Below are 17,359 nucleotides of genomic sequence, written 5' to 3'. Positions count from 1 at the left end.
AAGAGGTGAACCTCATGCAAGTTGAAATTTGGTCGGACTTTGCTTGTCCGTTCTGTTACATTGGCAAACGCCGCTTTGAGCAAGCTCTGGCGAATTTTGCACACCGCGATCAGGTTGAAGTTGTCTATCGCAGCTTCGAGCTAGACCGTCACGCACCCAAAAGCGTCCCGCATGACGTCTATGATATGCTCTCTTCCCGCTACGGCATGAGCCGCCAAGAGGCGATCGCCATGAATGAGAAGATGCGCCAGCAAGCGGCGGCAGAAGGGCTCGACTTTCAATTCGATAGCCTCGTTTTGACAAACACATTCGATGCTCATCGTTTACGGCTATTTGCTGAGAAACAGGGCAAAGGCGCCGCTATATCCGAGTTGTTGTTCCGTGCCTATTTCACGGAGTCCACAAACATCAGCGACCACAGTGTCCTTGCGGACATCGCTGCAGCTGTGGGAATCGACCGGGAAGAAGCTTTGTCCGTTCTCGCGAGTGATCAGTTCGCCGAGTCGGTGCGGACCGAAGAAGAGAATGGCAGCCGCATGGGAATCCGCGGCGTTCCGTATTATGTCATTAACAGCAAGCATGCCATATCTGGAGCTCAAGCAAGCGGCGTTTACTTGAACGCTATGCAACAGCTCTGGGATGCCGAGCAGCCGAAGCAGGTTGCAGTGTCAGCCAGCGATGAGGCTTGTTTGGACGGCACATGCGTGGTCCCGAACAAACCATAAGTATCGGCTTTATCAACAAGAAGAGGCACCCTCGCGGGTGCTTCTTCTTGTTGTGTCACTTCATTTGATATATTCTGTACATGAGTATAAATATGAAATCAGAGGAGTCATTCCAATGTCGACAGAAATGGGTACGAAAGAAAATCCATGGCCATTAAAAACGCCTCCACAAACTTCCGAATATGAGATGTATCAAGACGAGAAAGATGGCAAAGCCATCCTTGTTTGCACGGTTGGTAAAACCGTTTTACACTACGACTACCGTTGCATTCATGACTTGCACGAGATGCTCAAGCAGCATGGAGATTGGATCGAGCTCGGCAGCGCTGATGAGCAGAAGCCAGCCAAAGATGGCACGGTTGAAGCTTGGGGTCGCTCTCCTGAAAACCCAATTGGCGGTTGGTATGGCTTGAAGAAAGGTTTCCGCGGCAGATTCGGCATGTATGTTCCCCCATTAATGGAGGTACTTGGTCTTGCAGAAGTCGAACACAATCCAAGAAATAATCGGATGCGGGCGTTATAACATCGTCATAACCACTTCGATATGAGAAAAGAGCCCGTCACTGTATTTACAAGTGACAGGCTCTTTCTAATGGTTTAGTGACTTTCAACTATTATGTTCGTATTTTTCCTATCTGTCTTCAAAGAGTACATATCGAGATCCGCTGCATGCAGTAAATCATCTAAGGTTCGCGCCTCGTCAGGATACACAGCCGTTCCAATCGATACGGATATTTCCAAATTGAACTCTCGCGAAGCTACCTTTAATTCATTCTGAATATGACTGATCAATACTTCTTTCTTGGATGCATCCGTGGACGTCGATAGGATCAAAAATTCATCTCCCGCCCACCGTGCAGCTAAATCTTTCTTCTGTAAATCAAGGAGTAAGACATTCGCTATGCGCTGCAGAACTTGATCACCGATCTTGTGCCCGCGAGAGTCGTTAATTAATTTGAAGTTATCGACATCGATGAAATATAGAATCAACTGACCTTGTCTGCGCTCCACCGAGGTGATGAGCTTAGGGAACGCGTCCATGATGAATCTTCTGTTATAGAGCGTCGTCAGATGATCTTTTTCGGAAAAGAATTTCAACCGGTCATACTGTGTACCAAGCACCCAACTTGCAAATAAGATACACATGCCAACGATAGGAAACTGAAGCCAGGGAAAGTTATAATAAAGCGTACCATAGGTTCTTAAACCCACGATCGTGATTAAAACAACCGACACGATAACAAGTCGTCCTGAGTAATTCATCCCACATCACCATCATCCAAGTTGTGTCTATATAGTTCTATAGTGACACACTTGTTCCATACATTTCAAGGAGTATTTGGTTCATGCAGTCGAATCGACTCGAAAATGATCGTTAACAAAAATTCGAAGCAAACCACTTCAATTTTATGGTAAAGTAATGGTATTCGACATTTTTTTGAGATCATCCCAAAAACTTCTAACAGTCAGATGAGGTTCAAAATGGATCTACTTTTAGATATGAAAACCATCCTGTTGACACTAGTCATCGGCCACCTATTCACAGCCGTGTTCATCATCGCCTACTGGCGTCAACATAAGAACGAAAGTACAATCAGATACTTTTTCTATGCAAAATGCTTACAAGCCACTGCGTGGACGATCTTTATCCTCCGTGATGGCCTATCAGATACACTTACAATCTCTCTTGTGAACTCCTTACTTTTTATCGGTTATGCTTTTGAAACCATTTCCGTGCTGAAAATTCAGAATATCCTGAGCAAGCTAACGCGTAACCTGTATATGGCTTTGACAATTTTCAACATTGTCGGCTTCCATTTCATCCTTTTTTTCGACAACGTAGAGAAGTTCAGAATCCCCTTTGCTTCCATGGGTGTCGCTATGAGCCTCCTCATCCCCGCATACAAAATGATTCAAAAACGAACCGCCTCCATGGTGACCCATGTGCTAGGCTATCTGTATCTTACAGTCTTGCTATTTCTTCTGATTCGTGCCGTTAGTGCTGTATTCTTCGAAACACTGATAAGCTTTTATCATATGAACGGTAATCAGACCATGGTGCTGCTAGGCCAATACTTCGTCATGATTGCGGGAAATACGGGGTTCATTCTCTTAATGAAAGAACAGGCTGACCAAGCTCTTATTCGCATGGCCAACTATGACGATTTGACCGGTACACTGACCCGCAGGACGTTCATCACACGTACCAACCAATACATTTCTGCTTACGCGAAAATGCAGAAGCCAATCACCTTGCTGCTATTTGATATTGATAATTTCAAATCCATCAATGATACATTCGGTCATGATAAGGGAGATCAAGTGCTCGTCGATCTCACGACACGAATGAAGGAGCAGCTCGGCGCTGATGATCTTTTCGCCAGATACGGCGGAGACGAATTTGCCATCATGGTACCTGGCATGGATGAACGAGATTCCTCGCTTTATTCGGAGAAGCTTAGACAGGCCGCAGAAGGCGCGCTAGTTCCTGGACTACAGCTTTCCTATACCATCAGTTTAGGCGTTCTCACGGTCATCCCTGATGAACGGACACATCTCGAAGAGCTTTACTCCACTTGTGATAAGGCCCTTTACCGGGCCAAAAGGAACGGTCGAAACGGTGTATATCGTGGTTCTGTAGCAAAACTCATGTAAGTAGGCTGTCGCTATGATGCGGCGGCCTTTTGTTGTTTTCTCGTTCGCCTCTGACTGCCTGACCACCTTTTGTGACAAACTACCAAACAATCCCTATTTGAGATGTATCGACGACAATTTTCCTGATACTTTTCAACCTATTCTTGTTAATTTAATGCTAAGTCGCAAAATAACCTCACAGAGAGTAGGTAGGTAAAATGATTTCTCTAAATGATAAGCCCATGTATCTAGCACATTTCGCAAAATTAATCCAAATGGATGAACATCGGCTATTTCGTATATGTAAGGGGATCGAAGAGAACGGGTATCAATTGAACCGAAACGAACACGGACATATCGATTTAACGGAGAAAGATATTACGGTCGTGTTGAGTTTCTGTTTGTGAAGGTAGGGAGAGGCGCAACGGGCCATAGTTATGCACTTTCTATCGAACGGGATTTCAGACGGCGTTGGTGCATTAACTGGAAAATGTACAGCTATTTACGAGAAATTTCTTCGAAAACTCGATTTACCTGTAAAATATGTAGTTAAAACTACCTCTTTTGTTCAGATAGGCTATATTGGTAAAAATTAACTGTAGGTTTTCCATCTAATGAGCTTTTGATTGAAAAATCCCGAGATATAACTGTATAAAATCCATCTATTTGCCTGCGGCACCATATATTTATGAAACTTTCAGCCACCAACACATCAATCTAACTCAGCAATCCATACCTATACTTATGGGGAAAGAAAAACCCGCTCCATGAGCGGGTTTTTGCATCATTTATGATCTTTTGGATCTTTCGGGTCCTTTGGGTCCTTAGGATCTTTTGGATCTTTCGGGTCTTTTGGGTCCTTAGGATCTTTTGGATCTTTCGGATCTTTCGGATCTTTCGGATCTTTTGGATCCTTCGGCTTCTTATCGTGGTGCTTGTCCGTATAATCGACTTTAGGTGCTTGCAGTCCACCTGCCAGAACCGTCTCTCTGATGTCTTCACCGAGGTAGAAGCTTAAATGCGGCGGCTGATTGTACGCCGTGTTCTGCCATGCGATCCCGTTTCTGTATACCGGGTCATGCATGAGCGTATAAATCCGATATTCTGTAGGAATCGTCGTACTGAAGATTCTCAGTTCTGAGCTGTCTGTTGTAGGCAAAAGAACTTCTTCACGCCAATCTCCTAGGATATCCGCCTGTAAAGTCGGAGTCGCCTTCGTTCCATTGTTGCTGACTACGTCTGCAAAGCTTTTGATAGGCTCAGCTTTCTTCGTCATTGGATTAAACTTCGAGATGGATGTATTATCCAGTAATTCACTTAATAAATCCCCATCCCAGTGAAGCGCGAAGTTCACCGATACGCCTGCCGTTCTAAAGCTATCAGCTTCGACCTGCCCCTGTACGTTGTAGATGCCTCCGCCCGATGCTGGCGTTGTACCTCCTGTGCCCCAGAACTCAAAGCCTGGGCTAGCCGTAATATTAGCCGCCAAGCCACGTCCTGTATCCACATAACCATTGTAGGACATCAGTGTTTCCCCTGTTGCAGCATCATGGAGCTCTACTGATGCTACAGAAGGAACTTCATGTACCGCCATGACCTGCAAACCTTCACGAGCTGGATCAAATGCCCCTACATGAAGCGCGTCGCCATGTGAACCCTGTTCACGCTGCATCTCGCCATCCATTTCATAAAGGATGGTTCCGTCTTGATCCAGGGTCAACGATCCTGCGATAATTTCGTCAAAACCATCATTATCAACATCCGCCGTGGCCACATTGTGGAAGCCTAAACCTGCCCCTCTACCCGCTTGGGCGGAGTCGAAGGTCCACTCTTCTTTGAGCTTGCCATGCACTAAGCTATAGGCCACATACGTCGTCCGTTCGTAGTAGCCTCTGCCATAGATGGCGCTTGGCTTCTTACCGTCCAAATAAGCTAATCCTGCAAGGAAACGGTCCGAACGGTTATGCCAAGTGTCTCCCCATGAAGCCACATCCCCCAGCGGGAATGCATAATCAATGGTGTCGATCTCCTTACCCGTTTCACCCTTGAAGACGGAAATGTACTCCGGCCCCCCGAAAATATGGCCGAACTCATTTACCCATTTGCCATTGTCCGCCGCATTCCCAATGACACTGATTACCTTGCTGCTATCAAATTTGCCATCTGTAACCCCATAAACGGTCGTTGCATCTGCCGTTTTAATGAGGAATTCGCTTTTGCCATCCCCATCATAATCGGCGATGATAAATTGATGATAATGCGCGCCAGATGTGAGGTTAAGCCCCATATTCATCCGCCACAATAAAGTGCCGTCCATTTTATAAGCATCAAAAATCGTCGGCCCCGTCATCGCGTTCTGTGAACTGTCGATAGCGTTAGATGGGTACCATTTCACAACGACCTCATACTCGCCGTCTCCATCCAAATCCCCTACACCAGCGTCATTGACACTATATGTGTAGCTGCCTGTGGCTGTAGTTCCTCCTTCAGGCTTTTGCATCGGGATCGAAAGATAATCGTTAGCTGCTGCTGATGTTTTCTCTCTATCCTTTACTGGCTTTCCATTTACAACTGTCTCCACTTCATAGGTGTCCCCGGCAACACCAGCCGTGTCCGCAAAGTTGGTCACAGACAATAGTGACGTATTCAGCTTTTGCCCATTGCGGTAAAGATTGAACTTCACATCGCGGTCATACTCATCTGCAAGCAGGCGCCAGCTTACGAATATACCCTCATTTGATTGTAAAGCGATAACGCCTCTGTCCAGCCACTCTGTCTGTCTTGCCGTATCTGGCGGTGTAAGACGGTTGTATACATATTGGGTTGCATATCGGCCAAAACCGTTCTCCAGACTCGCAGGAACCGCTAGTTCACCCTTAAACGTGTATACGCCCGCTTCATGGGGATTCCAGCTCTTGCCTACGTTAACCCACGAACTTACAGGCACGTTTATCTTACTATTATTAGCTAGGGTAACGCTAACGGATTGCGGTAGACCAATGGAGTGGACATCCGACGTAGTTTGATCTACATACACCGTATGATAGGATAATTTATCCACTTTCGTTATTCGATTTTCTGGAATAGGCATGTGATACACACCGAAGTTATCCAGGTACGTCGTCCAAGCAATATTATTGCCAGATGTCCGCATGCCCACCAATTTAACCGAAGCGACTGAACCGTCGAAAGCTACACCATTCAGGGAGGACGTAAATTCTTGACTTGTACCCGCAGCTTTATCGGTTAGCTTAAATTTGACGACCTCATTTTCCACATCAAGATTAATCCCTACCTTATACCACGCTTGCGGATTCGTAATACCCGTACTAGCGGCAGGCTGCTTTCCTGCAAAATATTGCAAAGGTGCATTGTTCGTGTTGTTTACCGTAAATACCGTATTGCCAGTGCTATCGAGAATCTTGAACTCGCCACCGTTTTCACTAGGATTGCTAGCGGCTTTATCATTCACCTTGCCAGGATACCAATCAAATTCAACGAGAATTTGGCTGCCTTTAACCGAAGTACCGAAGGTCTTGGTCGCTACGCGCCCCCCGCTTTGGTTCGTCTGGGTGAACTGCAGCATCGGGGTGTTATTCCCCACCACTTCATATGTATTAATCGATACCGTAGCATTCGCTGTTACAAATCCCCAATTAACCGGGTCCGGCGCGACCGTATCACCGAAATCACTATAATAAACACTATCGAGTTCGGCCCCATTGTTACCAACAGCGGCGGATGCCACTAACCCGTTCGGTATTAAAAGAGCGCTTGCAAGAAGTAACGAAACGACTTTTTTCCATTGTCTGTTAGTACGCATTGTTATTTTCACTCCTTCTGTTCGAGCTATGAGAGGATTGTGCATGCTCTCGGTAATTCCTCATCGTGCAAGATTTTGCATATCCTAAGAATCACTTGCTGCCTTCGGTCAGAACTACTCCTTCTTCCCCTCCCCGACAAACAGAATCCATCTCGATGACCTGTACAGCTCAATTGGCCCGTGTACTAACTGTAGGACTTGACGGGCTACGCCGTCTATTAGACATTTTTTCAACAATGAAATCCCTTGCAGGAAGCCATTTGGCAGATATATGACATTTTTGACTCCACTTCTCTTTTCTTGATCTCGCATGGAAAAGGCAATAAAAACACGAAAAAATAGACCTCCTTGGCCACTTCGTTGGCAGGTGAGGTCTATTGCTCAGTAATCCCTATCGACTACTTGGTATTCGTAAGCTCGATCATCTTACCTTGTGACTCCTTGAATATACGGACCAGGGACTGCACCTTATCAAACTCATAATCTCCAGGACCATAGTTATCCATGAACATTTTCTTCAACAAATCTCCGTAAAAGGTAACTCTTTGCTCAAGTAAATCATGCTCGATTTGGATAATTTCCTCAATGGAATGATTGCCAATGAATTCTTCTGTTTGATCAATCGGATCATCCCATCTGCCCCCTCTACGCTCAGCAGGATTAGATGCCTCAGCCTCTCTCGATGGCTCCAATTCAATCGATGTTCGTAAACTCGACAAAGCAATATTCTCTTTCGCCAGCATGATTTGAAAATATTTATTTTTGAATAAGTCAATGATGACGAGTTTGCATAATTCTCGATTTTGAAGGAGCATTCCGTCGAAGGGGTGGATGGTCCAAGAACCATTTTTCAGAAAAAGATTTAACTTGAACAGTTCGCTGCCATAGATATATTCGATGTTAATATTAGAATCTGACATGATTTCAAAAGAGAATTCTAACATAGCCTAACCTCCTGCAACGACAACCTAATTGCGCTACTTGCTCGCTCTGACCCAACTTAAACCCCAGTTATAGGCCTTATCCAGCTCTTGATGCCCCTGAAAATGCCGAACAATTCGCTCAATACTTAACGTTTCATCCTTCACATTCTGAATCATAGCGATGGCACACATCCGGAGATCGTTATCATGCTCATCCAGATTAACAATGATGTCAGGTCCGCCATTTTGCTTAATTGTGACGATGCCATCCGCCTCAGACCATTTCGATACACCCTCGTAAATGAAGGTGAAAATCAGAATCCGCTTGAAATTGGCCAGCTTGGTTCCATTAATGCGAATGTTCTCTCCGGTTTTAACTGAACCTGTTCGATCATCACCATCAAGAGCGATATAAGGTTCACGCGTAAGCGATCCAAATGAATTGCCTAGTGCCTGAATTAATCCTTTTCTGCCATCTTTAAGTTCATACAGACAAGCTAAATCAAGATCGATTCCGCTAGATGATTCCCCCCAGAAGCCACGGTTGCTTGCCGGTTGTTGATTCCAATTCAGGTTAATTAAGATTTCCCCTAGACCGCCCGACTTCTTCTCGAGGTTGATCTTATCTCCCTTTTTCGTTAATACAATTTTGGAAAGATTAATCTGTGGTCCATTTTCCGGTTTCGGTTTCGGTTCCGGGGGCGCGATCTGAATTTCTGGAGCTTTCAACGTTGGCTGCTCATTTTCTACAACAACACCATAACTGGCACATAGCGCTTTAAGCCCTCCAGCGTATCCAGCACCGATTGCACTGAACTTCCACTCCCCGTTGTATCTATATAATTCTCCTATAACAATGGCCGATTCTACGGAGAACTGATTGCCTAAGTCATAACGAAGTATTTCTTGCCCTGAGGCTTGATTCACGAAACGGAGATTGACGCTGCTGACCGCACTAAAATTTTGACGCCTCGCTTCACTTTCATAGATCGTAAGTGTAAAAGCAATCCGTTCAACGTCAGTCAACACTCGTTTCAGATCAATATTCAATTGTCTTTCATTTGCCTGCTTCTCGATGTATGTCATAAAGCTATTGCTCGGATTTCCGTAAAAGATAAGATCTTCATCACCACGAACCTTACTGTTCTGTGCAAGTAAAAAGGCCGAAGTATCGAGCTCAATGTGATTGGGAGCCTGCCAACCGATAAAAACAGTTAGATTGGAAAGCGATGCATGCACTTTCGTTACATCCACCTTTTGTCCTTTGATTACAGCAACGACGGTCATGTTGACTTCACCCTTCTTCGTAAAAGATGTAAACAGAAAGGTGGCAACCAGAAGGCAACCACCCTTTACAAGCCAACCTCTAGCTCAAGCCATAGTTCGTAACTAGCGCAGCCAAACCACCTGAGAAACCACTACCTACCGCTTGGAATTTCCAATCGCTTCCGTGACGATAGAACTCACAGAAGACGACCGCTGTTTCAATGGAGAAGTCTTCACCTAAATCATAACGAAGAATCTCATTCTGATTCGCTTCATTCACTACCCTTACGAAAGCGTGGCTCACTTGTCCAAAATTTTGAGAACGTTGCTGTGCATCATGAATCGTAACGGTAATACCGATACGAGAGATCGCGGCAGGGACTTTGGCAAAATCGATCAAAATCTGCTCATCATCGCCGTCACCTTCACCCGTACGATTGTCCCCCGTGTGAACAACCGCGCCGTCATAAGCCTTAAGGTTGTTATAAAAAACAAAATCTGCTGCTGATTTGGCTTTGCCATCTTCATGAAGAAGAAACGCAGAAGCATCGAGATCGAAATCTCCACCGCCATTATATCTATTGGTATCCCAGCCAAGTCCTACAATGATTTTGGTAAGACCTGGGTTGGTTTTGGTTAGGTCAATGCGTTGACCTTTGGATAAATCAATCGACATGGTTATCTCACCTTTCAGATCAAATAATGGACAGGGCATTATCGGCCCATACAGTTAGTATATAGGTTTGGTTACATAAATCGCAATGATTCGACTCCTAAAGTACAGCGCCATATTGTCTAAGCAGGCCTGCTATTTCTTTAAATCCGTATTCCTGAGCATAGCTTAACGCCGTATTTCCCCTGTTATCACGAATATTCGGATCTGCTTGCACATTCAGCAATTGTTGTACGCATGTGTACCGCCCATTATAAGTGGCCACCATTAAAGGGGTTTCCCCACCGTCATAGCACGTAAAGATCGGCTTTGCGCCATGTTCAAGCAAAATCCGGAGCATGCGGTCATACCCGTGCATACAAACGGCCGAAAGAACAGACCTTCCTGATATAAATCGAATGTTCGTATCTGCTCCATGCTGAAGCAAGAACTCTACTGCCGCTATTCGGTTATGATAAGCAGCCCAGAATAAGGCCGTATTCCCATCGGCATTTGTTAAATTAATCTGTGCGTTGGCCGAAAGTAAGGTTTGCATCATGTCCATCTTTCCTTCACTTGCTGCGATGGTTAGAGGAGCTTCGTTGTTTTTGATACGATTCGGATTGGCTCCAATTGCAAGCAATAGCCGTACTTTGCCCATGTTACCCTGACGAACGGACTTGTTAAGCATGCCGGACAACATGCCTTGATATGCGTTCACTGGGTATAATGTGCTGCTTCCTCGTTGTTTCCCAAATAAACGGCTTTCATATTGTTTATATGTATTCCTAGCTACTCTGGCAAAACGCTTGTGTAAATTTAAACAAATGACGTTCGTATCTGCAGGCAAGATCTTATCTTCCCCGACTTTTTGCGCAACACTACTATAAAATGCCTTCTTATTCCCCAATAAGGGCCGTTTAACTTTGAGCATAAGGATGTAATGATTTTTCTCAGGGAAATATTCGACTTTCTTCCGAACCAAATACGCCTCTTTAATAATCGGATACAGTTGAAGCTCTTTCTTAATCCTTATGATGAACTGCTCTGATAACTCATGAGGGATAAACGTATCTGTATGTCGGACTTGCGCTCGCTCTGCGTTCGCTAGTTGGACTCGTTCCGCGTACTGCTGACCATAGGCGACATATTCCTTCACTTTATCTTCTTTGCCCAGCTTGGCGTAATAAGCAATCAATTGCCGACAACTTGCGAATGTGAAGGCATGGTCTAATTCCATCGCTTTCCTCAAGGCTTCAACACCAAGTGGATGCTGCTCCTCTTCATCCGTAATGAGAAGGGCGGCCCCCATTTCCGCATAAGCCGGAGCAAACTGAGGATCACGCCCAATGAGATATTGGTAGATGGGCAGAGCATCGGTTTCTCCATACAATTGATTCGTCATTTGTGCAATTTCCCATACCTGATGGAGCGTCATATCTTTCCTTTTATCGTATTTGACACGCTCGAGATGTTCTTTTATTTGCTGATAGTAATGGAACCGCTCTGTCCAAGATTTGCGAACATTCATTTTCCATTGTTGGCTGAATTGATCCGTCAGGGAATCTAAGGCATCCCCCAAGAGGGCTTCCGCCGATGAAATATCACTTAACACGGGCGGTTCAGCCTGCTGGCCAATCGAACGCAAACGATCCTTCAATGATGGATGCGTATCGACATAGCCGGTTTCAATTTGAAGCACTTCATTCAGCCATCGCCTTGTGTCCGCCTTATCCTGTGGCTCACGGAAAAAACGATGCATCTCCTGATAAACGAGAGGTGGTTCTTCCTCCTCAATCGCACGTTTATCCATTGAATTCCAAAAATAATTTTCTAGATTTCGATGTTGAATTGAGATATGTACCAAAGCATCCGCCATAGCCGCTGGACTTGTTAATTGTGCTGCAAATCGATCCGCTTCGTATTCATTCTCTCTGGCTAAAACAAAGGTATAAGCATTTAATTTGGGTGCATACCACCGAATAAAAGCTTTAAATAGAAAGCTCCATCCTTGCTTCTTTTCCGAGAACTGCTCCATCAACTGATTCCATGTTCTTCGTACACGGTAGATCCAACCGTGAAATTTGGAATGAGCACGCGACAAATGCCCTAATTCATGCGCGAGAACCGCACGAAACTGTTCCCGGGACAATGCCTGCATGAGAGGCAAACCAATAATTAAGTAGTTCCTATGCCATCCAAACAAGCCTAGACGCGGAATTTGAACAACTGATGCATTAAACTCATTGGTCAACAATACGTTATGGATTTTGATGCTTTTTGCTATCCTGTTTAATGATTTCACTTCTTGCATCAATAGTGGTGCATTTCGCTGCGTCATTGCAATCCCCTCAGGGGCATGGAATTTGACTTTAAGCGATCGTAAAATCATCCAAATCACTGCAATCAATGGAACGCCTAACTTAAATAGTAGAAGGGGACTTTTTAGAAGCACGGTAAGCAGTAATAACGATAACACAAGCAGCAGCCCCATAATCACTATAATATAGGCGAATCCAAGTCCTACGAGAGAAAATACGCGAAGCAGATATAACTTCGGTGCTTTCTTGGCCTCTTCTTCCAATCTTTTGACTAGACGTTCAAATTGCTCTCGTGACAACCTAAACACATCCTGTACATGAATTTTTTGGTTATTTATTCTTTTTTCGACATTTCATCTTAAACTCCTTTTGAAAAATGGAACAACATCATTTATCCGGGCTCGCTGGGATGGAATAATACCTAAAGTTTTTCACTCTACTCTATTAAAAGTTGTTTGATATCAGGGGATTTGGGGTAAGTAACCGTATGCCACAGTCGCCTAAAGCGGCTTGCTAACACTCAACTTTCCAGGAGGGATTACCATGAGCAAACATATTATCGGCGTATTCAACACGGAAGAAGAAGCGATTCGCGTTATCAACCAATTGAAGGCAGAGGGATATAGCTCGGAGGAACTCTCCGTAGTGGGCCGCAACCGCGGTGATCTGGACCATATCGAAGAAGCGACCGCGACCAAAGCGGAAGAAGGTCTGGCAACAGGCGCGGCGACAGGCGGCGTACTAGGCGGGGTGACGGGGCTGCTCGTGAGCATCGGCGCTTTGGCGATTCCCGGACTGGGTCCCATCCTTGTAGCAGGTCCCATCGTGGCGACCTTAACAGGTGCAGCTGTCGGGGCAGGTGCAGGCGGACTGGTCGGCGGCTTGATCGGACTTGGTATCCCCGAGAAGGATGCGATGCTTTATGACGAATATGTTCAAAAAGGCAAAGTGCTCGTCCTCGTAGACGGCGACGCCGAAAGCGCCAATCTGGCGTATCGGATTTTTCGCGCACACAAGTCGCTCAATGCGGATACATACAGTCCGGACTACGGGTACGTAAGCAATACAGGCGGCGCCAACAACCGCTATCGCAATAACTTGTAAAGCCGGCGCTGTGCCATGCTTACAGCATGACATATGCATAGCTAAGACCTACAAGAGGCTGTTGCCAAAAGTCACTTTAGACTTTTGGCAACAGCCTCTTTTTTCTTTAATGACCGATATGGAATAAATGAGCAATAAACTGCTTCCCACAAAATAACTGGATTTTCTCCATCTATTTGAAGCAGATTTCTCGAATTCGAAAGATTAACTGTATTTCCTGTCGTTAAATTCCTTCGATTTGCTCGATTCTTCAAATTTCACCCAAATTAAATGTACTTCTTCCATTTAATCACGAAAGTACGTCTAGTTCGAGCAAATTAGCTGTAGTTTATACATCTAAACACGAATTGGCAGCCATAAAACACAAGCAGGCCCGCATCCTATCGGACGCTAGCCTGCTTGTGTCGATCCCTATCGCTTCATTGTGGCGCTGCCTGAGCTATACGTATCGGAGAACTCGCTCGCCGATTTATCATTATCCCAAACATCGGCATACGCAGAGTTTTTCTTGAATTCCTCCAATGCGAAGGAGCAGGAAGGGATAATCTTGCGCCCTTTGTCACGGGCTTCGTGGACGACCACGTCTAGCAACTGTTTGCCCAGTTGACGACCACGGTAGCGCGGGTCCACGTAGGTATGATCAATTACCCAAGTATCGGTATCGACCAACTTGTAAGTAATCTCACCGACCGTACCTGACAGCGTGCTGAGGATGAAGGCGTTGCCTTGCTTTTGTAGAACAATCTCCTCCTCAGCCTCGTGGAACGTGTTGTCTGCTTCCATAGTGGAACACCTCCTGAAGGATATGATGCTTGTTTGTCCTTATTACCCTTTAGGAGAGGCGGTGAAACAAAGATTGGCATGGAAGCAACTGCGCTACGCGTCAATTCCGCCATCGCGTGATTACATCTTGAATTTGTCTACTAAAACGAGCAACTCGTCTGCCAAGTGTGTAAGTCCCGAAGATGATGATGAAATTTCTTGCATAGAAGCCAGCTGTTCTTCTGCGGCGGTAGATACATTCTGGGTTCCGGATGCTGTTGCCTGAGCGACACTGGCGATGCCTTCAATATCTTGAACAACTTGCGTGGTCCCTGCGGAAATTTGCTGAGTAGCTGCCGTAACCTGCCGGACATGGCTATTTACCTCATCGACAGATTGTTCAATCTCAGAAAATAAGCTTCCTGCCGTATGAACGACTTCAATGCCCAGAACAACTTCATTAATGGCCGATTGCATAGACGCCTGAACCTTATCAATCTCAACCAGAATGGTACGGATTAGACCCGCAATTTTGTCCGTCGACTTGGAGGATTGTCCCGCAAGTTTCTTCACTTCATCGGCTACGACAGCAAAACCGCGTCCGTGTTCACCTGCCCTTGCCGCTTCGATTGCTGCATTAAGAGAGAGCAGGTTCGTTTGTTGAGATATTTCTGTGATAGCTTCCGTGATTTGGCTAATCTCTTTGGAAGTAACAGCAAATTGGGCAATCACTTGCGCAAGTCCGTCCACGGAGCTGCTAATGGAGCTCATCTGGCCTATTGCGGTCTGTATCGCTCGTCCGCCTTCCGATGATTTCTCAGAGGCCGTTATTGTAGTCACCTGGGCAGATTGTGCGCTCACTGCAATTTGCTGAATGTTTGCCGATACTTTATGGATCGTCTGAACGCTTTCCTCTACCTTGTACACCTGCTGATTAGCCCCATTCGCCATCTGTTCGGTAATACCCGCAATATGCTCGGTGGCCTTGGAGCTCTGCTCTGCGCTTGCCAATAGCTGCTGCGAAGATGCAGCCAGCTGATTAGATGATTGACTCACTTCAAGCAACACGGTTTGGAAAGATTCGCAAATATGGTTAAAGCTGTTCGCAACGACCCGAAACTCGTCCTTTGTTTGGATTTGAAAACGTACTGTCAAATCGCCATCAGCAAGTTGCAATGCAGCTTTCTCCATGTCGAAAACTACACGAGTAATCGAACGATAAAGCGCGACAAACAGATAAATCGATGCCACTACCGCAAATATACAAATCAGTTGAATCAAAATAGTCATCTTGTTCTCGCTGACAGCGCGCTTATGCAGACTTTGATCGATCCAATCGATTCGCCCGCTCCATTGCTCATTGAAGCGATCTGCTACCTCACTCGACAACTTTTGCACCTCTTGTACCTGCAATGAAACTTTGAGCGGCATAATAACTTTGGACTGAACGTCATCTAACATCCGTGTAACAGCTTCCTGCGTTTTCTCGTCTCCAGCTTTCACACCGTGATCGGCGGCTGCTTGAGAAGTGTCCGAAGAAGCTTGATAAATCGCCGCCCATTCCGTTTGAACCGCTTCCGCTCCCGCAGCAATTTTATTCTTATCATTCACGCCAAATGTTGATAGCGTAACTGCCATCAGCGTATCGAGCTGGAAGCTATCGAAGTGAAGTAAGAGTTTGGGAAATTGCCGAATGGTCTCCTCCTTGATTTGAAATAATTCTGGTTGAGAGTCCAATAGAAGGCCCGACGACATTCCCAACCGATCGATTAGTCTTGATAACCGATTGGTTAATACCGAGTGTGCGTCAAAGCTTTCAATACGTTTAAGCTCAAGTCCTTTCACTTTCAATTGGCCCCAGCGGCTGACGAAGTCGCCCCACGTCTCTTGCAGGGATTGATCCTCACCTTCCTTCGCCACGTAGAATCCAAGCGTTTCAATTGCAATGTCGGCTTTGGCTTCTGCGGCTTTCCAACGCTCGACGTCCGACGGATTCGTACGAGCACTCTCCTGCAATGTCCGATGCATCTCCAGCGCACGTAATAGATTGCCTACTGTACGGACAGCCTCCAAACCACCAATCTGCTTGTGAACAGCAGACAGCGAGGCGCGCGAATCAATAACAGATCGCCCCATCAACACGAGCAATGGCACGAGCACCACAATCCCGATCAACGCAAACTTACCCAAGAACGAAAACCGATTTAACAATAAGATCCCCGGGTTCAAACCGCGTGATCCGATAGATCTCCACCACCGAATGAAAGTAATAAATCGTTCCATAGCACTCAACCATCTCCTTCACATACTCAAAAATTTAAATGGCATACAAGTTTAATCCTAGATGCTGGGCATAATATTCTTCCCATTGTGAGCATGTCATCGGTTGCGCGTAATGAAACCCTTGTGCAAGGCTGCACCCCACTTCCAGCAGCACCTTTTCCTGTTCGCCATGTTCGACACCTTCGGCGATGACATCAATGCCTAGTCGATTCGCAAGGAGAATAATGGCCGAAACGATGAAGCGCTGATTATATTCCGTGTGAATATTCCGTATTAACGACCTGTCCAGCTTTAACCGATCGATAGGTAATTGGCGAAGTCGATGATAATTGCTTAATCCAACGCCAAAATCGTCAATGGCCGTTCTAATTCCCATCTCACGGACCTTACGAAGCTTCCTGCTTATTTGATCAACTTGATCAAGCTCCATAGATTCGGTGATTTCAAGTTCAAGAAATCGGGGATCGACGCCAGTCTCTCGGATAATACGGTACAAATCTTCCAGAAAAGAAGGACAGTTCAATTGCGTAGGCGATATATTAATAGAAAAAGAAAGAGGCGGAAGCCCAAGTGCGGCAAAGCGTTGGTGTGCCATACACCCTTCTCGCATAACCCATAAACCAATTTGTACAATAAGTCCGTTCTCTTCGGCTATAGGAATAAAGGTTGATGGCGGTACTATTCCATAATTCGGATGATTCCAGCGGACAAGTCCTTCAATGCCTACAATATGCCGATGCTTCATCTCGATTTGCGGCTGATAGTAGAGACTCAATTGGTCGGTTACAATGGCTCTCGCCAAATCCTTTTTTAAAGAAGAAACTGAAATGGGTACGTGGACAATAGGAATCACCTTCTCTTCTAAC

The 17,359-nt window shown here is 45.5% G+C and carries 13 protein-coding genes; 4 read left to right on the top strand and 9 right to left on the bottom strand.

Translation table 11 applies throughout. The annotated features are described in order from the left end of the window. The first annotated feature begins 14 nt into the window (after positions 1 to 14). Positions 15 to 725, top strand: coding sequence for a DsbA family oxidoreductase (locus GC096_RS06045; RefSeq protein ID WP_171629369.1), 711 nt, complete (start codon positions 15 to 17; stop codon positions 723 to 725). Between the two features lie 115 nt (positions 726 to 840). Further along, the gene (locus GC096_RS06040) at positions 841 to 1,248 is read left to right on the top strand and encodes a DUF6855 family protein (protein WP_171629352.1); all 408 of its coding nucleotides are present in this window, start codon (positions 841 to 843) and stop codon (positions 1,246 to 1,248) included. A gap of 74 nt (positions 1,249 to 1,322) precedes the next feature. Here the strand turns inward: GC096_RS06040 and GC096_RS06035 are convergent, their stop codons facing one another. Next, positions 1,323 to 1,988 carry a GGDEF domain-containing protein gene (locus tag GC096_RS06035; protein ID WP_171629351.1) on the bottom strand — a complete coding sequence of 222 codons (666 nt, stop codon included), beginning with the start codon at positions 1,986 to 1,988 and terminating at the stop codon, positions 1,323 to 1,325. A 219-nt stretch (positions 1,989 to 2,207) separates the two neighbouring features. Between GC096_RS06035 and GC096_RS06030 the strand changes: the two genes are divergently transcribed. After that, positions 2,208 to 3,380, top strand: a complete 1,173-nt coding sequence (locus GC096_RS06030; protein WP_171629350.1) for a GGDEF domain-containing protein — start codon at positions 2,208 to 2,210, stop codon at positions 3,378 to 3,380. Between the two features lie 763 nt (positions 3,381 to 4,143). Here the strand turns inward: GC096_RS06030 and GC096_RS06025 are convergent. The 5 genes from GC096_RS06025 to GC096_RS06005 form a co-directional block, all read right to left on the bottom strand. Further along, positions 4,144 to 7,182 (bottom strand): rhamnogalacturonan lyase, encoded by a 3,039-nt coding sequence (locus tag GC096_RS06025; protein ID WP_171629349.1) that lies wholly within the window; start codon positions 7,180 to 7,182, stop codon positions 4,144 to 4,146. A 398-nt stretch (positions 7,183 to 7,580) separates the two neighbouring features. Further along, positions 7,581 to 8,126, bottom strand: a complete 546-nt coding sequence (locus tag GC096_RS06020) for a hypothetical protein (protein ID WP_171629348.1) — start codon at positions 8,124 to 8,126, stop codon at positions 7,581 to 7,583. 33 nt (positions 8,127 to 8,159) lie between these two features. After that, positions 8,160 to 9,392 carry a TerD family protein gene (locus GC096_RS06015; protein WP_171629347.1) on the bottom strand — a complete coding sequence of 411 codons (1,233 nt, stop codon included), beginning with the start codon at positions 9,390 to 9,392 and terminating at the stop codon, positions 8,160 to 8,162. 79 nt (positions 9,393 to 9,471) lie between these two features. Continuing rightward, positions 9,472 to 10,047, bottom strand: coding sequence for a TerD family protein (locus GC096_RS06010; protein ID WP_171629346.1), 576 nt, complete (start codon positions 10,045 to 10,047; stop codon positions 9,472 to 9,474). A 97-nt stretch (positions 10,048 to 10,144) separates the two neighbouring features. Then, entirely contained in the window at positions 10,145 to 12,643 is a 2,499-nt protein-coding gene (locus GC096_RS06005) for an ankyrin repeat domain-containing protein (RefSeq protein WP_171629345.1), read from the bottom strand. Between the two features lie 244 nt (positions 12,644 to 12,887). On the opposite strand from GC096_RS06005, the gene GC096_RS06000 reads away from it, so the two are divergent. Continuing rightward, complete coding sequence (locus GC096_RS06000) at positions 12,888 to 13,448, top strand: general stress protein (protein ID WP_171629344.1); 561 nt, start codon at positions 12,888 to 12,890, stop codon at positions 13,446 to 13,448. A gap of 411 nt (positions 13,449 to 13,859) precedes the next feature. On the opposite strand, the gene GC096_RS05995 is transcribed toward GC096_RS06000, so the two are convergent. The 3 genes from GC096_RS05995 to GC096_RS05985 all read right to left on the bottom strand — a co-directional run bounded on the left by GC096_RS05995 (position 13,860) and on the right by GC096_RS05985 (position 17,346). Then, complete coding sequence (locus tag GC096_RS05995) at positions 13,860 to 14,231, bottom strand: GNAT family N-acetyltransferase (RefSeq protein ID WP_171629343.1); 372 nt, start codon at positions 14,229 to 14,231, stop codon at positions 13,860 to 13,862. Between the two features lie 120 nt (positions 14,232 to 14,351). Further along, positions 14,352 to 16,493, bottom strand: a complete 2,142-nt coding sequence (locus GC096_RS05990; RefSeq protein WP_171629342.1) for a methyl-accepting chemotaxis protein — start codon at positions 16,491 to 16,493, stop codon at positions 14,352 to 14,354. A gap of 34 nt (positions 16,494 to 16,527) precedes the next feature. Then, the gene (locus GC096_RS05985; RefSeq protein ID WP_171629341.1) at positions 16,528 to 17,346 is read right to left on the bottom strand and encodes a putative bifunctional diguanylate cyclase/phosphodiesterase; all 819 of its coding nucleotides are present in this window, start codon (positions 17,344 to 17,346) and stop codon (positions 16,528 to 16,530) included. Between the last annotated feature and the right edge of the window lie 13 nt (positions 17,347 to 17,359).

Origin of the sequence: Paenibacillus plantarum, from assembly GCF_013141695.1 — a bacterium.
In the GTDB taxonomy this organism is placed as follows: Bacteria; Bacillota; Bacilli; order Paenibacillales; family NBRC-103111; genus Paenibacillus_E; species Paenibacillus_E plantarum.
The sequence above is the reverse complement of the archived record's forward strand: the minus strand, read 5'-3'. Positions and strand labels throughout refer to the sequence as shown.

Coding starts and splice junctions, on each gene's coding strand:
- GC096_RS06025 (WP_171629349.1), bottom strand. CDS start 7,182: ATGCGTACTAACAGACAATGGAAAAAAGTCGTTTCGTTACTTCTTGCA.
- GC096_RS06035 (WP_171629351.1), bottom strand. CDS start 1,988: ATGAATTACTCAGGACGACTTGTTATCGTGTCGGTTGTTTTAATCACG.
- GC096_RS05995 (WP_171629343.1), bottom strand. CDS start 14,231: ATGGAAGCAGACAACACGTTCCACGAGGCTGAGGAGGAGATTGTTCTA.
- GC096_RS06020 (WP_171629348.1), bottom strand. CDS start 8,126: ATGTTAGAATTCTCTTTTGAAATCATGTCAGATTCTAATATTAACATC.
- GC096_RS06015 (WP_171629347.1), bottom strand. CDS start 9,392: ATGACCGTCGTTGCTGTAATCAAAGGACAAAAGGTGGATGTAACGAAA.
- GC096_RS06000 (WP_171629344.1), top strand. CDS start 12,888: ATGAGCAAACATATTATCGGCGTATTCAACACGGAAGAAGAAGCGATT.
- GC096_RS06010 (WP_171629346.1), bottom strand. CDS start 10,047: ATGTCGATTGATTTATCCAAAGGTCAACGCATTGACCTAACCAAAACC.
- GC096_RS05990 (WP_171629342.1), bottom strand. CDS start 16,493: ATGGAACGATTTATTACTTTCATTCGGTGGTGGAGATCTATCGGATCA.
- GC096_RS06040 (WP_171629352.1), top strand. CDS start 841: ATGTCGACAGAAATGGGTACGAAAGAAAATCCATGGCCATTAAAAACG.
- GC096_RS06045 (WP_171629369.1), top strand. CDS start 15: ATGCAAGTTGAAATTTGGTCGGACTTTGCTTGTCCGTTCTGTTACATT.
- GC096_RS06030 (WP_171629350.1), top strand. CDS start 2,208: ATGGATCTACTTTTAGATATGAAAACCATCCTGTTGACACTAGTCATC.